This window comes from Sphingobacterium sp. SGR-19, from assembly GCF_011043555.1.
GTDB lineage: Bacteria > Bacteroidota > Bacteroidia > Sphingobacteriales > Sphingobacteriaceae > Sphingobacterium.
This window is the reverse complement of record NZ_JAAKGS010000001.1, coordinates 369,905-387,843: the sequence shown is the minus strand read 5'-3', so window position 1 is coordinate 387,843 and position 17,939 is coordinate 369,905. Positions and strand designations below refer to the sequence as shown.

The following is a 17,939-nucleotide window of genomic DNA, read 5'->3' as shown; positions in this document are numbered from 1 at the left end:
TATAGTATCTTGAACTTTTGAGAAAACTAGATGAGCTATATTTTTTTACCATTTAAATTAAACAAAATGAATGCATTGAAAAATTATTTATTGGTGGTTTGTTTGTTGTTAGGCTTCCAAGTATTTGCGCAGAAACCTAATCTGGATGTTCCATACGTACCCACAAAGCAACCCGTCGTAGACGCCATGTTGGATTTGGCAGGAGTGAAAGCGGGGGATGTTCATTATGATTTAGGTTGCGGTGATGGTCGTATCGCCATTTCGGCAGCTAAGCGCGGAGCTACATCAACAGGTGTTGATCTCGATCCACAACGTATTAAGGAAGCAAATGAGAATGCAAAGGAAGCAGGTGTAACTGATAAAGTAACTTTTGTTCAAGGGAACTTGTTTGATTTCGATTTTAGTAAAGCAGACGTGTTAACGCTTTATTTACTCCCAGAGGTGAATTTGAAGCTGCGCTCTAAAATCTTGAAAGAACTGAAACCAGGAACACGCATTGTATCGCATGCTTTTGATATGGGTGATTGGGAACCTGAAAAAACGGTCACGGTAAATGGCAGCACTATATTTTTGTGGACGGTTCCGAATCGTTAATAGCTAAGTGTTCTTTTTTCCCTCAAAAAAGAACCAAAAAAAATCGCCGCTTCGGATGTTTTACATTTGGAATAGTACTAAGGATGAATTTGTGCAGTTGTAAAACATTCGGATGCGACCTTAAAAGTTAAGGAGGGGATGGTGCAAGGCGTAAATAAAAGTGAACAATAACACCTCGCGGTTATGCGGGTTTAATCGGCCTTATATTGTTTTGCGACCATTTTTCAGCAGGCTATTCTGTTAAAAACAGCATAATGTCTGAGCGTAGCGAGTTATATGCTGTTTAGGAATAGACAAAGAAAAATAGCAAAACCATATCCAGCCTTGATTTTTCTCTCTTTTTATCAAGAAAAAGAGATTCAAAAAATTACCACCCTTTTATAGCCCCGCCTTTGAACACTTTGTTCGCTACGGCCTCTACTTCTTCCGACTGATACGCTTTTGCAAAGTTCAGTACTTTTTCGTCCTCTTTGTTGTCTTCCCGACTCACAATGATATTTACATAAGGTGATTTTTCGTCTTCGATAAAAATACCGTTGTCTTTGGCTGTTAAGTTGTGACTGGCAGCAAAATTATTATTGATAACTGCCACGGTCACTTTACCGTCGTCTAATGTACGTGGCAGTTGGGGAGCTTCCAGCGCAAGGATATTGAGTTTTAGATCGTTCTTTGTGATATCTTGTGTACGTGGGAGTAATCCTACGTTATCCTTAAGCTGGATAAGGCCGACTTCTTGCATTAGCAAAAGTGCCCGACCTAGATTTGTCGGGTCATTAGGAATAACCACCGTATCTCCGGATTTAAGTTCACGGATGTTTTTTATTTTCTTGGAATAGCCAGCCATAGGATAAACAAAGGTATTTCCTACAACAGCTAGTTTATATCCTCTACTTGCCATTTGATCGTCTAAATAGGGAGTGGTTTGGAACACGTTAACGTCAATATCACCTTGATGTAAAGCCTCGTTTGGCATAACGTAATCGTTAAAAGAAACAAGTTCGACTTCCAAATTGTACTTTTCTTTTGCTACCTTTTTAGCTTCCTCTGCCAAACTGTATTCAGGGCCGGACTGTACACCTACCCGAAGGATATCCGAAGAACGATTTGCGCCACCACAGGATAAAAGCGAAGCTATGATAATCGCTGAACTAAATAAAGATTTGATTGTATTGTACATATTTTTAATACTTTATAAATTAGCCGTTCATTCACCATTAGTAATTGGCATCATTTCCTATGATCTACATATTTTGATAATCGGTCGCCGATAAACTGTATTCCGAATACGATACCGATAAGTAGTACGAGCACCATATTCATAATCAACGCGTCATAGCCGACATAACCGTATTGATACCCAATATGTCCTAGCCCCCCAGCGCCTACGGCGCCGCCCATTGCGGAATATCCCACTAACGTGATGAGTGTAAGAGAAGCGCTATTTATTAATGCGGGAAGAGCTTCCGGAATAAGCACTTTACGAACAACTTGCATTGTCGTGGCTCCCATAGACCGCGCTGCTTCTATAATGCCATAAGGAACCTCTAGCAGGCAATTTTCCACCAACCTTGCTACGAACGGCGCAGCGCCAATACTCAGTGGTACGATAGCGGCTTTCATACCAATGGAGGTTCCCACTAGGGCACGGGTAAACGGGATCATCCATACGATGAGGATGATAAATGGAATGGAACGGAAAATGTTTACAAAAAATGCTATACTACTGTTCAATGATCTGTTGGCAAGTAATTGTTGTTCGCGTGTTAAAAAGAGCAATATGCCTAGCGGAAGCCCAATCAAAAAACTGAAGAATCCTGAGGAAAATGTCATCACAATCGTTTCCCACGTACCGTTTGCCAATAACCAAAATGTTTCTTCAGACATACTCACTTTTATTAATCGATACGCAATGTAGGATTCAACAATTCTTGTGTGATGGGAGACCTCGGACGCTCAAATAATATATCTACATCGTTCTCTTCTACTAATTCACCTTCCGATATAACCGCTACCCGGTTACATACCGCACGCACGACTTCCATCTGATGAGTAATTAATACGATGGTAATGCCTAGCTCTCGGTTAATACGTTTTAAAAGAGCAAGAATTGAACGTGTTGTTTGTGGATCCAAAGCACTTGTCGCTTCGTCACAAAGGAGAATGTCGGGATTGGAGGCCAATGCTCTACCAATGGCCACCCGTTGTTTTTGTCCGCCGGATAGAGCTACAGGATACTCCTCGCGTTTGTCCGATAAATCTACCATATTCAGTAGATTATCTACTTTTTTATCTATGTCTTCTTTAGCCATACCTATTAATTGTAGTGGAAAGGCTACGTTATCGAAAACGGTACGGGATGAAAGCAAGTTAAAGTGTTGAAAGATCATCCCAATTTTTCGACGAAAAGGAATCAATTCTTTATCAGAAAGCGATACAATATTTTTTTTGGACAGGTATATGTTCCCGGAAGTGGGACGTTCTAACAAGTTGATGGTGCGAACAAGCGTACTCTTTCCGGAACCGGAATAACCGATAATGCCAAAAATATCCCCTTTCTCTATATGGAGCGTAATATTCTTCAGGGCTTGAATCTCCCTGTGTTTCTGGTAGAATATTTTACTGACTTGCTCTAGCTTAATCATATAATTAATCTAGTGCAAAGATAGTGTTTTGTTATTTTACTTGTATAAAAAAAGTCGGTATACCTTCTGTTGATATACCGACGTGGTAGTTATCCTCTGTAGGCTTTTTTAATTTAAGGTAAATTTAAACCCTAATGTAAAACGTGCAGGTTCAAAATTACTTCTATTGGATAGGTTCCACCAAGGTTTCCAGTCGAAATGGAACGCTAGGGGAGCTGACGGTATCTTAAATTCCAACCCGGCTGCCGGGCGAAGCGCAAAATAGGTGCGATCATCGTCCCTATCGTCATACCACCAACGGCCACCGTCGATAAACGCAAGTTGCGGACCGACCCCTACGTACCAATTCAATCCGTTTGTCCCTGCAATAGCTTGGTTATACGAGTAATCCACGCCCAATACCGTCACATCATCTCCAAATAGCACTTGGGCATTCCCTGCGTTTGCACCATCAAAAAAGTGCTTTATTTGTGGCCCGACCAAGGTCGGTCCATCACCTAAATCGATTCCTAACCCCAATGCCGTTCGATAACGTGCCTGTGCATTTACTTCGTTTGTGCCGATGGCCAAGAACGAAGCGGCTAATAAAGATAAAAATACTTTCTTCATATTATTTTTAATTTCAAAACTTACCGGTTATCGATAAATATGTTTCCAAACTAGAAGAAGAGCAAATAGTCTGCCAAATCTTGTTGTCGGTTAGTCATCCTAGTGTTTGAAAAAAAAATATTTTTTAAAAAATCATAAAAATCCGTATATTTGTCCGGCAAATAGAAACTCCAAAGATATTTGCCATATGCAATTAGATCCACAAAAATTCGTAGCAGAAGGTCTCACCTACGACGATGTTTTATTAATTCCTGCGTATTCAGAAATTTTGCCTCGTGATGTCGATACGAGTACGCAACTTACAAAGAAAATCCGCTTGAATATTCCCTTGGTCTCTGCCGCGATGGATACCGTGACGGGAGCTGATTTAGCTATAGCCATCGCGCAAGCGGGCGGAATAGGAATGTTGCATAAAAATATGTCTATAGACGAGCAAGCGGCTGAGGTGCGCAAGGTAAAACGTTCAGAGAGCGGAATGATACAGGATCCAGTAACTTTGTTGGAAGGTTCGACCGTTGGTGATGCATTTAAGATTATGAAAGAGCATAAAATAGGCGGTATCCCAATTGTGAACAACGACGGAAAACTTGTTGGTATTGTTACCAACCGTGATCTTCGATTCCAGAAGGATATGGCTAAGCCGATCAATGAGCTGATGACGAAGGCTAATTTAGTCGTTGCTCCGGAGGGAACAGACCTGATTCGTGCGGAGGAGATTTTACAGAACCATAAAATAGAGAAGTTGCCTGTAGTAGATACAGAAGGTAATTTAAAAGGACTTATTACCTTTAAAGATATTCAAAAATATAAGCATTATCCGAATGCTGCCAAAGACAGCCATGGTCGTTTGTTGGTAGGCGCTGCAGTAGGTGTAACCGCTGATACATTAGAACGTGTTACGGCATTGGTGAAAGCAGGCGTGGATGTTGTAACTATTGATACGGCGCACGGACATTCAAAAGGTGTGATCGAAAAGTTGAAAGAAGTTAAATCGACTTTCCCCCAGTTACAGGTTATCGTCGGAAACATCGCAACAGGTACTGCGGCTATAGCCTTAGCAGAAGCTGGAGCTGATGCAGTAAAGGTAGGGATAGGCCCGGGATCTATTTGTACAACACGTATTATTGCTGGTGTCGGTGTACCGCAGCTATATGCGGTATATGAGGTGGCCAAGGCGTTAAAAGGTTCTGGTGTTCCATTAATTGCTGATGGTGGTATCAAACAAACTGGAGATATTGCCAAAGCGATCGCAGCCGGAGCCGATACAATTATGGCTGGTTCATTATTTGCCGGTGTGGAAGAAGCACCAGGCGAAACGATTATCTATGAAGGACGTAAGTTCAAATCGTATAGAGGTATGGGATCGGTAGAGGCGATGGAGAAAGGCTCAAAAGACCGCTATTTTCAGGATGTGGAAGAGGATATCAAGAAGTTGGTGCCAGAAGGTATTGTGGGCCGCGTGCCTTACAAAGGGACGTTGGCAGAGGTCGTATATCAATATATTGGTGGATTAAGAGCATCTATGGGATACTGTGGTGCGGATACCATCGGAAAATTGAAAGAAGCACAATTTGTGCGGATTACCGGTGCAGGTCTGAGAGAGTCGCATCCGCATAATATTTCCATTACGAAAGAAGCACCTAATTACAGTAGAGGCTAAGCGATAAATTTCCGGTGATACTTGGATTTAAATGCTATAATTATTAAATTGCTTTCAATCGATCAATAATTGTAAAATTTAAACACAAAACTATGGGTAAAGGAGATAAAAAAACACGTAGAGGAAAAATTATTATGGGATCGTACGGAAAGAAACGCCCAAGAAAGCATCCCAAGGTAAAATTGGAAGATAAAAAAGAATAAGCTGTCTAAAAAGACAGCTTTTTTTGTGTAGGTTTATAATGAAAGAGTTTAAAGCACAGGTTCGTATGCTTTAAACTTTGCTTTCGATTCAAAATAATTCCATAGTATATTGGAGATCTTTCTGATTAACACCTCAGCTTCATTATCGTATGTCCAACGTTGATCTTTGTTGTTTTTGGTTAAAATAGCAAAAACAAAATCACCCGATGGAGCGTGCACAAATACCACTTCGTTACGCGTTTGGTTCAATGCACCGGTTTTGGACGCTGTTGCGATATGGGCTGGAAGCTGGGATAGGGCTTCGCCGTTATAATATTGGTTTTTCAAGTAGCGATACATTTTATCGGAAAGGCGAGGAGAGATGACTTTGCCTGCTTCTATCATGGTCATCAGTTTCACAATTTCGCGCGGCGTGGTTTGTCCCCACCCGTATTTTTCCCAAATTTTCTGACGACCTTCCGTGCGAGAATTTACCTTGGTGTTCGGAAGCCCCAGCTCGTCCATCAGCTGATTGATTGCTATGCCTCCACCGGCAAGTTCCTGACACCAGATCGAAGTTACGTTGTCACTATAGGTCAGCATTAAAGAAACCATTGTGGATAGGTTTGTCTGTGCACTATCTTTATAAAACTGCATCAGACCTGAACCGCCGTATATACGTTTGGCATCGTAGATGTAAGAATCATTTAATTTCAGCTTGCCGTGGTTTATTTTATCGAAAACCCCAACGAGAATAGGCACTTTAACTACGCTAGCGGTAGGAAAGATAGTATCCGCCTGTATGCTTACCGTTCTGTTTTTTTTGAAATGCTGTACGAATATCCCCACATCCCCTTGAAAATCTTTGATTTCGTTCTTTAGCATACGCTCCAGCCTCGCATCATTTTTTTGCGCATAACCAATCGAAGCTATCGAAATTAAAAGAACCGTTAACAATCTACGTTTCATAGCGCTTATGGTTATAATTTACGATGAGATTGCCTTACCTTACTGTGTTTTCTGCTATAGAACCAATAAATTGCGATACCGATAGCTAACCAAATTGCTAAACGTTCCCAACTTTCTACGGGCAAAGATGCCATCAAAATCAAACAGACAATAATACCTAATACGGGCACTAGCGGAACTAATGGCGTTCTGAATGGCCTTTCGATTTCCGGGCTTGTTTTCCGAAGTACCAACACGCCAATACAAACCAACGTAAAGGCAAATAGAGTCCCGATACTAACCATATGCCCCAAATCGGAGATAGGAACAAAGCCGGCAAAAAGAGATACGAATACCATGAATATGAGATTCGTTTTCCAAGGTGTCTGGTTTTTAGAAAGGTCGGAGAATATTTTAGGTAGCAATCCGTCTTTGCTCATGGAATAAAACACACGGCTTTGCCCTAGCAGCATCACAAGGATAACGGAGGTATAACCGGCAATGATCGTGATGATAAGCGCCGTATTGAGAAATGTATAGCCTGTATTTGCGAATGCCGTGGCTACGGGCTTGGCATCCCCTTCAAAAGATTTATAGTTTTCCAAACCGGTCATCACATAAGAGAAAAGGACATATAGAAGCGTACAGATAATGAGTGATCCGATAATCCCGATTGGCATACCACGTTTAGGGTTTTTAGCTTCCTGCGCTGCTGTACTCACGGCATCAAACCCGATGAAAGCAAAAAACAAAACGCCAGCAGCCCTCAGGATACCGCTAATCCCAAACTCTCCGAAATAGTCACTGTGTAGAAAAGACCATAAGCTCATATCGCCACTTTTTATCATTTCTTCCCCTTCGTTTGTCGGGACAAAAGGGACGTGATTTGACGAATCAATAAAACTCCATCCCAAAGCGATAAATATCAAAACCACCCCAACTTTTAGAATAACCAGTATATTATTAACTGTGGAGGATTCTTTTGTGCCTCGCATTAATAGTAAGGATAGGAGACAAACAATGATAATAGCTGGAATATTTACATAGCCGCCTTCCCAAGGACCTTTTAAGAATTCCGATGGGATAGATAGCCCGCAAGTCATCAGGAGTTCATTGAAGTACTGCGACCAGCTGACGGCTACGGTGGCACTCGCCAATGCATATTCCAAGACTAAATCCCAACCAATGATCCAAGCCATAAATTCGCCCATCGTTGCGTAGGAATAGGTATATGCGCTGCCTGCCACGGGAATCATGGAAGCAAATTCTGCGTAACAAAGTCCGGCAAAAGAACATGCCAAAGCAGCGATGATAAAAGAAAGGATAACGGCTGGACCCGCGTTCTCGGCTGCAGCAATCCCTGTAAGGGAAAAAAGCCCTGCACCTATAATAGCACCAACTCCTAAAGAGACCAATCCGGTGCTTGAAAGTGTCCGTTTTAGCGTATGCTCCCCACTTTCCCTCGCTTCTTGGATGATCCGTGGTATAGACTTTTTATATAACATAATTCTGTTGTTTATAGGGGTTGATGAAGTCTTATTTTTTCGATTTAAATTTGCTGTAAGAATCGAGTATATATACTCTTAAATCCTCTGGCGAAGCCGTTTCTATAAATTCCAACGATGGACGGAACTGCTCTCTAAAAAGCGCCATTTCCGTAACTGTAAGTGGTATAACAGCACGAATAGCCTGTTCGCTAAACAAGCGATCCACTTTTCGATTATTCTGTTCTTCCAGCAGAAGATCCAAATTTTTGCGGGCCATCTTGCTTTGTCTGCCAAATAAGCGGGAAAGCGAAAGCCTTAGTCCGCCACGTGTCTGCGAAGCTTCTGTAACCTGTCCCTCATTTTTAGCTTTTTCTATTTCGGCGGCCAGCCGGCTGTCCGTAAGGCGGCTTATCACGATCTCATCGATTACAATCGACTTGCTATCGCGGACTAGGTAGATCCGTTGTACGCCTTCCTGATAAATAAAGGCAGTGTCCACCTCATACCCGGGTTGGTTAAAAGTTAATAAATCGTTAATTTTTCCAGATATCGTAAAATTACCTTCTGCATCCGTTTCTGTGGATTCGTTTGTACGGAGGTTCTTGACAGTAACTTCTCTCAACCGCTGGCTGCTTTCCAATTCATGTACGATACCCTTAATTTCCTGCGCATTTACTGATAAGCTAAAACCTACTCCAAAAAGAAGCAGAAAGAACAGGGGAACCAAATATGATATGTTTTTCATTATATTCTCAATTATTATCATTACTCATCACTAATTCCTGGGCCAGACGTTATTTTTTGGATCAATATCCGGATAAACGTTATCTGGGTCAACGACGACTTTCGTTAGTTTTTCTGTAGATTTGAGCTTAAAACGCCAAGATGTGTTACGTTGCCATATTTCTACCGGCAGCTTTTTCCTTATTTTTTCTCCTGACTCCATTGTTGCCTCGATGACGACGGGCATTGGTAATTTTCGTAGGTTGTCAATTGTGATAATGGCGCCATTTTTTGCATCTAAACCTTCGTAGTCAACGGAGCGGACGGCCTGGTCTAACGCCCAATTATTTTTAAACCACCCGCGCCAAAACCACGCGAGGTTCTCACCCGTTTCATTTTCAATAGTGCGGAAAAAGTCATCAGGCGTAGGGTGTTTATATGCCCAGTATTCGATATACTTGCGGAAAGCCCTATCAAAACGTTCCGCACCGATCACCTCATCACGTAATAGTCGAATACCGTATGCGGGTTTATAATAGGCGAGGATGCCAATATTTTTTTCTTTCATGTTCTGAGGGGTCGACATGATGGGTTCCAAATCAGGTCTGGAAAATGCGGGAGCCATACTGTTGCGGTTTCCGAATTTTTTATGATATTCTCCCTTATTAAATGCTTCGGTTGATATACCATTGATAAATGTATTAAAGCCTTCATCCATCCAAGCATGTAAGCGCTCGTTGCTTCCGACAATCATGGGAAACCAGTTATGCCCAAATTCATGGTCAGTTACACCCCATAAATTACCTGCTTTTGCCGTATGGCCGCAGAAGGAGATAGCGGGATACTCCATACCTCCAACGTTGGAGGCTACATTGACAGCCACCGGATACGGATACTCAAACCACTTTTTACTGTAATGCTCGATAGATGCTTTCGTATATTCCGTTGAACGCTCCCAAGCGTTGCCTCCATTGCTTTCAATTGGGTACGCAGATAACGCCAAAGCGCTTTTACCGCTAGGGTTGTTTATTTTTGCGCCATCGATAATAAACGCTTTCGAAGAAGCCCAAGCGAAATCGTGGGCGTTATCCAGCTTATATTTCCATGTTAGGCGTTTTTTGTTTGGACGTGATGCAGCGTTAGTTACCTCTTCTGCTGATCGGATCAAGACCGTTTTTTCACTTCCAGAGGCTTGTTTATATCGGGAAAGCTGTTCGGACGTCCACACTTCGGTAGGGTTAAGGAGTTCTCCGCCGGCCACTACAATATGGTCGGCAGGAACCTCGATTTCTACGTGATAATCGCCGAATTCAAGGTAGAATTCACCTGGTCCAGTGTAAGGCTCTGTATTCCAGCCTAAAATATCGTCATAAACACACACACGTGGATACCACTGAGCTATGGTATAAATCTTTCCATTTTTAGTATTCAATATTCCTGTACGGTCGGCTCCATATTCCGGAACTGTATAAGAAAATTCCATTTCTAAGCTGAGCGAATTGCCACCAGCTTTTAATACTTTAGGCAATTCCAACCGCATCCGCGTATCAATGACTTCGTAGGATGCCTTCGAACCGTCTGAAAAATGAAGATTTGTTAATTGAAACCCTCCTTTGAAGTCAGATTCTGCAGAGCCGTAGCGGCTATCTTGCAAAGGAATAGTAGCTTGTCCCCGTGAATCTTCATGGAAGAGGTTTTGGTCTAGCTGAAACCAAAGATGTTGTAAATCGTCCGGACTGTTGTTGGTATAATGGATGGATAAACGTCCAGAAACCCGGTTTGTTTGTTCATCTAAAGATACTTTGATGGTATAATCCGCCCGGTTTTGCCAGTATGCGTGCCCTGGTTTTCCGCTGGCGGAACGATAAGGAGAGCCATTCTGCGTATAAAAAATAGGGTTAAAAGCTTCTGTATAATCGTAGACGCTGTTTGTTTGTGCACTTAACTGACCTGCCACCAGCAACACAGCAGCAAGCGATGTGCAAATAATTTTTTTAATCATAGTGCTATTTAAGTTTTGCCCGGTATTGCTCTTCATCGAAGCCTAATATAATACCTTTAGGTGATTCTATTAAGGGTCTTTTAATCATACTGTTATTCTTTAAAAGAACTTTGTTCGCCGAATCGGCATCAACTACGGCTGCCTGATCTTCGGGACGTAGTTTTCGCCAGGTTGTTCCTTTTTTATTAACCAAGGATTCCCAAGAAACTTCTTTTTCCCAGACTTCCAGTTGCTGCAATGTTGCAGGTTCTTTTTTGTAGTCATGAAAGTTGTAATCAACTTTATTCTCATCCAGCCATGTCAATGCTTTTTTTACTGTATTGCAATTCTTAATTCCGTATACCTGTAGTGCCATTAGCTATTCTTTTAACATTTGTTGATGTGATAAAGATATTAATATTATTAAAAATAGTGGTATTCTCATAGAATTATATAATGGTGTTGGTGTATTTTTTACACTAAGTGTTGCGTGATATTAAAAAACTCCATACCTTTAGTCTCGAATAACACAAATAATAGAAAAAATATGAGCCTAAAAGATTTTAAGGGTGTTTTAACTGGTGATCAAGTACAAGAGCTTTTTGAGATTGCTAAGAAACATAAATTTGCTTTGCCTGCGGTAAACGTGATTGGGACAAATTCAATCAATGCCGTTATGGAAACAGCAAAAGCTGTCAACTCACCTGTCATTATTCAATTATCAAATGGGGGAGCACAGTTTTATGCAGGTAAATCATTGAACAATGATGGATTGCAAGCCTGTATTTTGGGAGCGGTATCGGCTGCACAGCACGTACATTTGCTAGCGGAGCATTATGGAGTGGCTGTTATATTACATACAGACCATGCGGCTAAAAAATTATTGCCATGGATTGACGGCCTTTTAGATGCGGGTGAAAAATTCTTTGCACAACACGGGAAACCATTGTTCTCTTCCCACATGTTGGATCTGTCAGAGGAGCCGATCGAAGAGAACATCGAGATTTCAAGAAAATATTTAGAGCGAATGAAGCCGCTTGGCATGACGGTTGAAATTGAACTGGGTGTGACAGGAGGAGAGGAAGATGGCGTCGACAATACGGATGTGGACAGTTCGAAATTGTACACGCAACCTGAAGAGGTAGCTTATGCTTATAAAGAACTATCGAAAGTATCGGATAAATTTACGGTAGCGGCGGCATTTGGAAATGTACATGGTGTATATAAACCAGGAAACGTGAAGTTGCAACCGGTTATTTTACATAACTCACAAGCGTATATCCGTGAGAAATTTAACCTGTCTGCGGAGAAACCGGTCAACTTTGTTTTCCACGGCGGTTCAGGTTCTTCACCGGAAGAAATTGCAGAAGCTATTTCTTACGGAGCTATCAAAATGAATATTGATACCGATATGCAATGGGCATTCTGGGATGGTGTTCGTGCTTACGAAGCGAAAAATCGAGATTATTTGCAAGCCCAGATCGGTAACCCGGAAGGTGGGGATTCTCCGAACAAGAAATATTACGACCCACGTGTGTGGCTACGTAAAGGTGAAGAGGCATTTGTAGAACGTCTAAAACAAGCCTTTAACGAATTGAATGCCATCGATGTGAATACCAAACTGTAAGTATTTATTATCGGTATACCTTATAACTTAGCTCACAGCCAAAAACTGTGAGCTATTTTTTATTCCTTCGTTTTCTTAAAATACCTTAATAAATTTTTTTATATCACTCTTTTTGCTATATTTATACAAGAACGATATAGATGATGAATAAGCAACGGTTTTTGAGTTTTCTGGAGTTTGAGAAACGTTATTCTGCACATACCATTTCAGCCTATGCGCTGGAAATAGATCGTTTCCTCAACTTTCTATTAACCGAAGAAATTGCTTTTGAAGAAGTAGACTATCGAATTATCCGACATTATCTGGCGATGATGAAAGAAAACGGTAGACAAGCTGCAAGTATAAATCGGTCTATATCGTCCTTGCGTTCTTTTTATAAATTTTTAGTCAGAGAAGGCTTTGTGGCTTCAAGCCCTATGCAGCTGGTTCGTGCGCTCAAAACCCCTAAGAGATTGCCTGTGGTGGTCGAGCAGGAAAAGATGGTGGATTTGCTGGATATGGGGGGGGCGGATCCGGAGAGCTTTGAGGATACACGCGACTTCGTTATTTTAGAGTTGTTGTTCGGAACGGGTATACGACTTTCGGAATTGCTTGCCATTCAAGAGCGCGACATCGATACCTATAACAAACGGATACGCATATTTGGCAAACGAGGAAAGGAGCGATTAGTGCCCGTGCACCAAACGCTGTTGAAAGAGATCAGGCGCTATTTGATGTTGAAATATGTGCAAGATTTTAAAAACAAATCAACCTTTTTAATCGTTACCAAAGAAGGAAAGCAGGCTTATCCCTCGTTAATTTATCGGACAGTACGGAGGTATCTGGGACGTATCACTTCCCAACAGAAAAAAAGCCCACATGTATTGCGACACACCTTTGCCACCGCGCTTTTAAATAATGGGGCGGATTTGAATGCAATAAAGGAACTACTGGGTCACGCTGGTTTAGCGGCAACGCAAGTTTACACGCACAACTCTGTGGAAAGATTAAAATCTATTTATAAACAAGCCCATCCAAAGGCTTAAACAAAAAAGGAGGAAAAATGAACATTACTGTGCAATCTATCAAGTTTGATGCTGATCAAAAGTTAGTTGAGTTCATCAAGAAGAAAACCGCTAAACTAGAACAGTTTTTGGACAACATCATTGAAAGCGTATGTTATCTTCGTCTGGAGAATGTAGACGATGAAGCCAACAAAGTGGTAGAATTGAAGATGAACATACCCGGTAACCAGTTATTTGCCAAAGCACAGGCGAAAAGTTTCGAAGAAGCAACTGATATTGCTGTAGAATCATTACGGCGACAGATCAATAAACATAAAACAAAAACTAGGACAGCAGTAAGTAACCACAAAGAGCTATTGAGCGATCCCGAAGAGGAATTTTAAAGAGCCGAATATCGGAAAAGGTAAAGCTGATCGAAAGATCAGCTTTTTTATTTACTTTATGTGTAATTTATTTGGATTGAATCTGAATAAGATATATATTTGCTCAGCGAATTTCTAAAGAACGATGATTTGTCCATTAGCACAAGTAGAAGAAGTATATAAAACAACACATGGAGCCGTATACCAATGTAGCCGAAAAAACTGCTATTGGCTAGAATTCCAACAAACAACGACTGCATTTAAGGTTTCGGATTTTTTCCTGTTCAAGAAGCGTATAGATACGTTGGATATTACGCGTATGTTAGCAGATACTTCACGTGCCGCTGATTTTGAAATCGTCATGCCGCACCGTACCGAAAGGTGTTTCATCCTTTCTGTCCAAGACATTTTAAACTTACGGGAAATTTTAACCGGAGCAAAGTTTATGATAGAACTGAATAGCGAAGTAAAAAAGATTCTTCGTAAAGACGCCATGCTTGCCATTTAACTTTTTTAATTGTACTGATTCTAAACAAGTTAAAGTGCATTTTCGGTAATTTAGACTTAATTTGTATTGCATTTTATTTATTTGTTTTGAGCTTTCTTGATTTATCTTTGCATAAACAATGTGAGGGATACATTGTTATGTAAATAAAGTTGTTTAAGATTAAAACAGAATAAATATGAAAGATCTATTGAAATTAAAGTCTTCCTTATCGGAAGAAATAGAAAATATATTAAATGCACAGGTAAAAGTAGAAGCACATGCATCAGCGCTTTATTTAGCGATGTCGTCTTGGTGCGATGATCAAGGACTTGACAATTCAGCGACATTTTTTGCTAAACAAGCGGATGAAGAGCGCGAGCATATGTTGAAGCTTTTTAACTATATCAATAACCGCGGAGGACGCGCTATTTCTCCTGAGATAACGAACATTCCTGTTGATTTCGAATCTTTTCGTGGTGTCTTTGAGCAAACATTGGAACAGGAGATGCATGTGACGGAGCAGTTTAACAATATTGCGGACAAATGCATGAGGGCGAGGGACTACGTTACATTCAATTTCGTACAATGGTTTTTAGAAGAACAGGTGGAAGAAGAGTATGTAGCCCGTCGTATCTTGGAATTGTTTGACGTTATTGGCGAAGAAGGCACGGGTCGTTGGGAAATTGACAAACACCTAGTTAAGGTAACGTTTGACGGAGAATAATTCGGACAAAAGAATTATGTAGGCGGGTCGTTTCGAATGAGATGACCCGCTTTTCTTTTATACGGATTGACCAGGATATAGCGTTATTATATAAACTTTTATTGAATTTCATTTTTTTTGTTATATTGACGAAAATGCGTAAACATTAGTTTTTTGTGAGACATTATCGACATCTTATATTCCTGATTGCAACGCTCTTTTTTATTGGGTGGAGTTCGATTGGAGCAAAAGCCCAAACGGAGTCACGCCAGATTCAGGGATTTGTTGTGGATACTGCTGGGACGAGATTGAAAGGTGTTACGATACGATTGACGAGTACAGAAGACACAGTTACTGTAGTAACGTCGAATGCCGGATATTATCGCGTTAAGGATATTGAAGGTACGGATATCCGGATTTCTTACAGTATGTTGGGTTACCAGATCGTCAACAGGACATTATCACCACAAAATTTATCCAGCTTTATAGTCATGCCCAATGTGATGTTAAAACCACAAAGTTCGTTAATAGAGGGCGTATATATTGTCAAAACTGTTCCGGTAGTCTACGCTGGAGATACCATCCAATATAATATGGATGCGTTCACCTTTCGAGCGAATTCACTTTTAGAAGAGGCTTTAAAGCAATTGCCGGGAATCCAGGTTTCTCGAGACGGTACGGTATACGCACAGGGAAAACCTATTTCATCCGTACGGGTAGATGGTAGAAAATTCTTTGGAGGTGATGTATTAACGGCCACTCGCAACTTGCCTGCAGATTTTATCAAAAGCATACAGATATTAAACCATCGCGATGATCATGCAATAGATAGAGGGTTTACGGCAGAAGACCCTGAGAAGATACTAAATATTGTTCTCAAAGATGACCGTAAGCGTATTTCTTTTGGCCAGTTAACCGGCGGTGTAGGAACTAGAGAACGCTATATCGGTAGTGCTGGTTTTAATCGCTTTGATGACGGGCAGGAATTTTCGTTGGTAGGCTCCATCAACAATACCAATACGAGCTTATTTTCGTTTGGTTCGCCGACGGGGATGGGAGAAAGAGAAAAATCACTTTTTGATGTTAATGATTTTGTAGACCCGACGGACGGTCTTAATAATATAAAATCATTGGGTTTTAGCTTTTCAGATAATCTCGCAGAACATACGCAGCTCAATGCGAGTTATAGCTTCACCAGAAAAAAAAACGTTACAGAGGGGAATTCTATTCTAAGCTCCGATTATGTCGGTAACCGGATTCGGAATAAAGAAGACTATGTTATAAATAATAATGATAATTTTCATCGGCTCACTGCAGAACTTAAACACCGTTTCAAGAACCACGATATCTTGGAGGTAAAACCAGTATTTTCGTACAACGAAGTTTCTGTTTGGAATAAAAGGGATAGGCTGACCAAGAGTAACCAAATAACAAATGACGGAAAATATCAGGACTCATCTTCTCACAAAAACCCGAATTTGGATCTTGATATATTGTACGCCAAAGCTTTTAAGAAACCGGGTAGAAAGTTATTGGGAAGTGTTTCCTTTAACTTTAACAGCCAGCGTAAATTAGAAGATGTATGGGACTACTATGTTTCCGTCGATTCTACGCCTGTCGATCCGATAAGAAGCCGTTTTGAGCAACGATATTTTATTCAGCAACGTAATGGTACGGACGGGGCCAGCGTTTCATTATCTTTTGTTGAACCGTTTTCGGAATACAGTACATTGGAGTTTCTGTATAACTATGAAATAACGGATATGACTACACAGCGGATCGTGGAAGATAAGCTTAAATTTACGGAACCCGATAATTTTTTTTACGTAGACTCTTTGGGTGTGAACTATAATTATCGCTTCAGAAATAGCCGTATGGGACTGAATTACCAATACACGCCAAATAAAACTTTTAAAGCTAATATCGGATTTGCGGTGCAACCTGTTAGATTGACGAGCTTTCTCCCTAGAGAGGACATGCAGTACACGTATGAAAACGTTAATCTGGTACCTACCGCAGGTTTTAAATGGAGGTTGAACGACGAAGCGGACTGGAGTGTTGATTACGTCGGCAAAAACAATCAGCCTAACCTTTTACATATTATCCCTATACGTGATAATAGTAACTCACAGAATATTATCATCGGAAATCCGGAACTGAAAGCGGAATTTTCGAATCGGATTAGCACGACATTACGAAAATTCGTGACGTCAAGAGGTCAATATTTTGAAACGAATTTTGCTTACAATTATGTAGTTAACAAGATTGTTTCCGATAAAAAGGCATTTTTCGGTTCGACTATTCAGGAGACAACGTTTAAAAACACAGACGGATATTACGACATTAAATGGTATTATCTCTTCAATACGCCGTTGTTTAATGAAAATGTACAATTGGATATCAGCGGAAACGTCGATTATTACAATAACTTATCGTATATAAACGATCAACGAAATACAACGCGACAGTTTATATACTCACAGTCTACTCAATTACGTTATACATGGAGCGACTATTTTGAATCTATGTTTAATGCGAACTATCTTTTAAATAGCGCGAGTTATACATGGCCTGTTTCTACAAATATTACGGGTCATAGTTTGCTGGCAAGTGCTGCTACGAAAAGCTATTTGGGAGAATACGTAACGTTGGGCGCAGAGATGTCCCAACGATTCAATTCTGGTTATGCTAGCAGCTTTATGAACATTAATCCGACGATCATCAATGCTTATCTGGAATTTTCGTTTTTGCACAATAAGAGAGCATTGTTACGTTTCCAGGGCTTTGATTTGTTAGACCAAAATAAAAATATGGGTACGTACAGTGAATATATAGGTAATGATATATATGAAGCTAGAAATAATCGGCTTGGGCGTTATTTTATGGTTACTTTAAATATGCGTTTGCAAAAGTACCCGAAAAAAAAGTAG

The 17,939-nt window shown here is 40.6% G+C and carries 18 protein-coding genes; 9 read left to right on the top strand and 9 right to left on the bottom strand.

Annotated features, from left to right (window positions below; all coding sequences use genetic code 11):
* Positions 1 to 66 precede the first annotated feature (66 nt).
* Positions 67 to 594 (top strand): class I SAM-dependent methyltransferase, encoded by a 528-nt coding sequence (locus tag G5B43_RS01780; protein ID WP_165292992.1) that lies wholly within the window; start codon positions 67 to 69, stop codon positions 592 to 594.
* 367 nt (positions 595 to 961) lie between these two features.
* Here G5B43_RS01780 and metQ read toward each other — a convergent pair whose 3' ends face one another.
* From metQ to G5B43_RS01760, 4 genes are all read right to left on the bottom strand, one after another.
* Positions 962 to 1,771 carry a methionine ABC transporter substrate-binding lipoprotein MetQ gene (gene metQ, locus G5B43_RS01775; RefSeq protein ID WP_165292991.1) on the bottom strand — a complete coding sequence of 270 codons (810 nt, stop codon included), beginning with the start codon at positions 1,769 to 1,771 and terminating at the stop codon, positions 962 to 964.
* 50 nt (positions 1,772 to 1,821) lie between these two features.
* Positions 1,822 to 2,478 carry a methionine ABC transporter permease MetI gene (gene metI / locus G5B43_RS01770; RefSeq protein ID WP_165292990.1) on the bottom strand — a complete coding sequence of 219 codons (657 nt, stop codon included), beginning with the start codon at positions 2,476 to 2,478 and terminating at the stop codon, positions 1,822 to 1,824.
* 11 nt (positions 2,479 to 2,489) lie between these two features.
* Entirely contained in the window at positions 2,490 to 3,236 is a 747-nt protein-coding gene (locus tag G5B43_RS01765; protein ID WP_165292989.1) for a methionine ABC transporter ATP-binding protein, read from the bottom strand.
* Positions 3,237 to 3,344: 108 nt separating this feature from the next.
* Positions 3,345 to 3,845, bottom strand: a complete 501-nt coding sequence (locus tag G5B43_RS01760; protein ID WP_165292988.1) for a hypothetical protein — start codon at positions 3,843 to 3,845, stop codon at positions 3,345 to 3,347.
* Positions 3,846 to 4,032: 187 nt separating this feature from the next.
* Between G5B43_RS01760 and guaB the strand changes: the two genes are divergently transcribed.
* Both guaB and G5B43_RS19665 read left to right on the top strand, forming a co-directional pair.
* On the top strand, positions 4,033 to 5,505 hold the full coding sequence (gene guaB / locus G5B43_RS01755) for an IMP dehydrogenase (protein WP_165292987.1): 1,473 nt from the start codon (positions 4,033 to 4,035) through the stop codon (positions 5,503 to 5,505).
* A gap of 92 nt (positions 5,506 to 5,597) precedes the next feature.
* The gene (locus tag G5B43_RS19665; protein ID WP_165292986.1) at positions 5,598 to 5,708 is read left to right on the top strand and encodes a 30S ribosomal protein THX; all 111 of its coding nucleotides are present in this window, start codon (positions 5,598 to 5,600) and stop codon (positions 5,706 to 5,708) included.
* A gap of 48 nt (positions 5,709 to 5,756) precedes the next feature.
* Here G5B43_RS19665 and G5B43_RS01745 read toward each other — a convergent pair whose 3' ends face one another.
* Genes G5B43_RS01745 through G5B43_RS01725 form a run of 5 tightly spaced genes read right to left on the bottom strand, consistent with a single transcriptional unit; the run spans position 5,757 to position 11,202 of the window.
* Complete coding sequence (locus G5B43_RS01745) at positions 5,757 to 6,656, bottom strand: serine hydrolase (RefSeq protein ID WP_165292985.1); 900 nt, start codon at positions 6,654 to 6,656, stop codon at positions 5,757 to 5,759.
* Positions 6,657 to 6,667: 11 nt separating this feature from the next.
* A complete protein-coding gene (locus tag G5B43_RS01740) occupies positions 6,668 to 8,140 on the bottom strand; it encodes an amino acid permease (protein ID WP_165292984.1) in 1,473 nt (490 codons plus the stop codon).
* Between the two features lie 31 nt (positions 8,141 to 8,171).
* Positions 8,172 to 8,867 carry a hypothetical protein gene (locus G5B43_RS01735; protein ID WP_165292983.1) on the bottom strand — a complete coding sequence of 232 codons (696 nt, stop codon included), beginning with the start codon at positions 8,865 to 8,867 and terminating at the stop codon, positions 8,172 to 8,174.
* A 30-nt stretch (positions 8,868 to 8,897) separates the two neighbouring features.
* Positions 8,898 to 10,847 carry a M1 family metallopeptidase gene (locus G5B43_RS01730; RefSeq protein ID WP_165292982.1) on the bottom strand — a complete coding sequence of 650 codons (1,950 nt, stop codon included), beginning with the start codon at positions 10,845 to 10,847 and terminating at the stop codon, positions 8,898 to 8,900.
* Positions 10,848 to 10,851: 4 nt separating this feature from the next.
* Positions 10,852 to 11,202, bottom strand: a complete 351-nt coding sequence (locus G5B43_RS01725) for an ArsC family reductase (RefSeq protein ID WP_165292981.1) — start codon at positions 11,200 to 11,202, stop codon at positions 10,852 to 10,854.
* Between the two features lie 171 nt (positions 11,203 to 11,373).
* Between G5B43_RS01725 and fbaA the strand changes: the two genes are divergently transcribed.
* The 6 genes from fbaA (at position 11,374) to G5B43_RS01695 (ending at position 17,939) form a co-directional block, all read left to right on the top strand.
* Positions 11,374 to 12,453: a class II fructose-bisphosphate aldolase gene (gene fbaA / locus G5B43_RS01720; RefSeq protein ID WP_165292980.1), complete on the top strand. Its 1,080-nt coding sequence runs from the start codon at positions 11,374 to 11,376 to the stop codon at positions 12,451 to 12,453.
* 140 nt (positions 12,454 to 12,593) lie between these two features.
* Entirely contained in the window at positions 12,594 to 13,478 is an 885-nt protein-coding gene (locus tag G5B43_RS01715) for a tyrosine-type recombinase/integrase (protein WP_317167460.1), read from the top strand.
* 17 nt (positions 13,479 to 13,495) lie between these two features.
* Positions 13,496 to 13,840 (top strand): ribosome hibernation-promoting factor, HPF/YfiA family, encoded by a 345-nt coding sequence (hpf, locus tag G5B43_RS01710; RefSeq protein WP_165292979.1) that lies wholly within the window; start codon positions 13,496 to 13,498, stop codon positions 13,838 to 13,840.
* Between the two features lie 124 nt (positions 13,841 to 13,964).
* Positions 13,965 to 14,327, top strand: a complete 363-nt coding sequence (locus G5B43_RS01705; RefSeq protein ID WP_165292978.1) for a DUF6686 family protein — start codon at positions 13,965 to 13,967, stop codon at positions 14,325 to 14,327.
* 175 nt (positions 14,328 to 14,502) lie between these two features.
* Positions 14,503 to 15,030: a ferritin gene (locus tag G5B43_RS01700; protein WP_165292977.1), complete on the top strand. Its 528-nt coding sequence runs from the start codon at positions 14,503 to 14,505 to the stop codon at positions 15,028 to 15,030.
* Between the two features lie 155 nt (positions 15,031 to 15,185).
* Positions 15,186 to 17,939, top strand: coding sequence for a TonB-dependent receptor (locus tag G5B43_RS01695; RefSeq protein ID WP_317167459.1), 2,754 nt, complete (start codon positions 15,186 to 15,188; stop codon positions 17,937 to 17,939).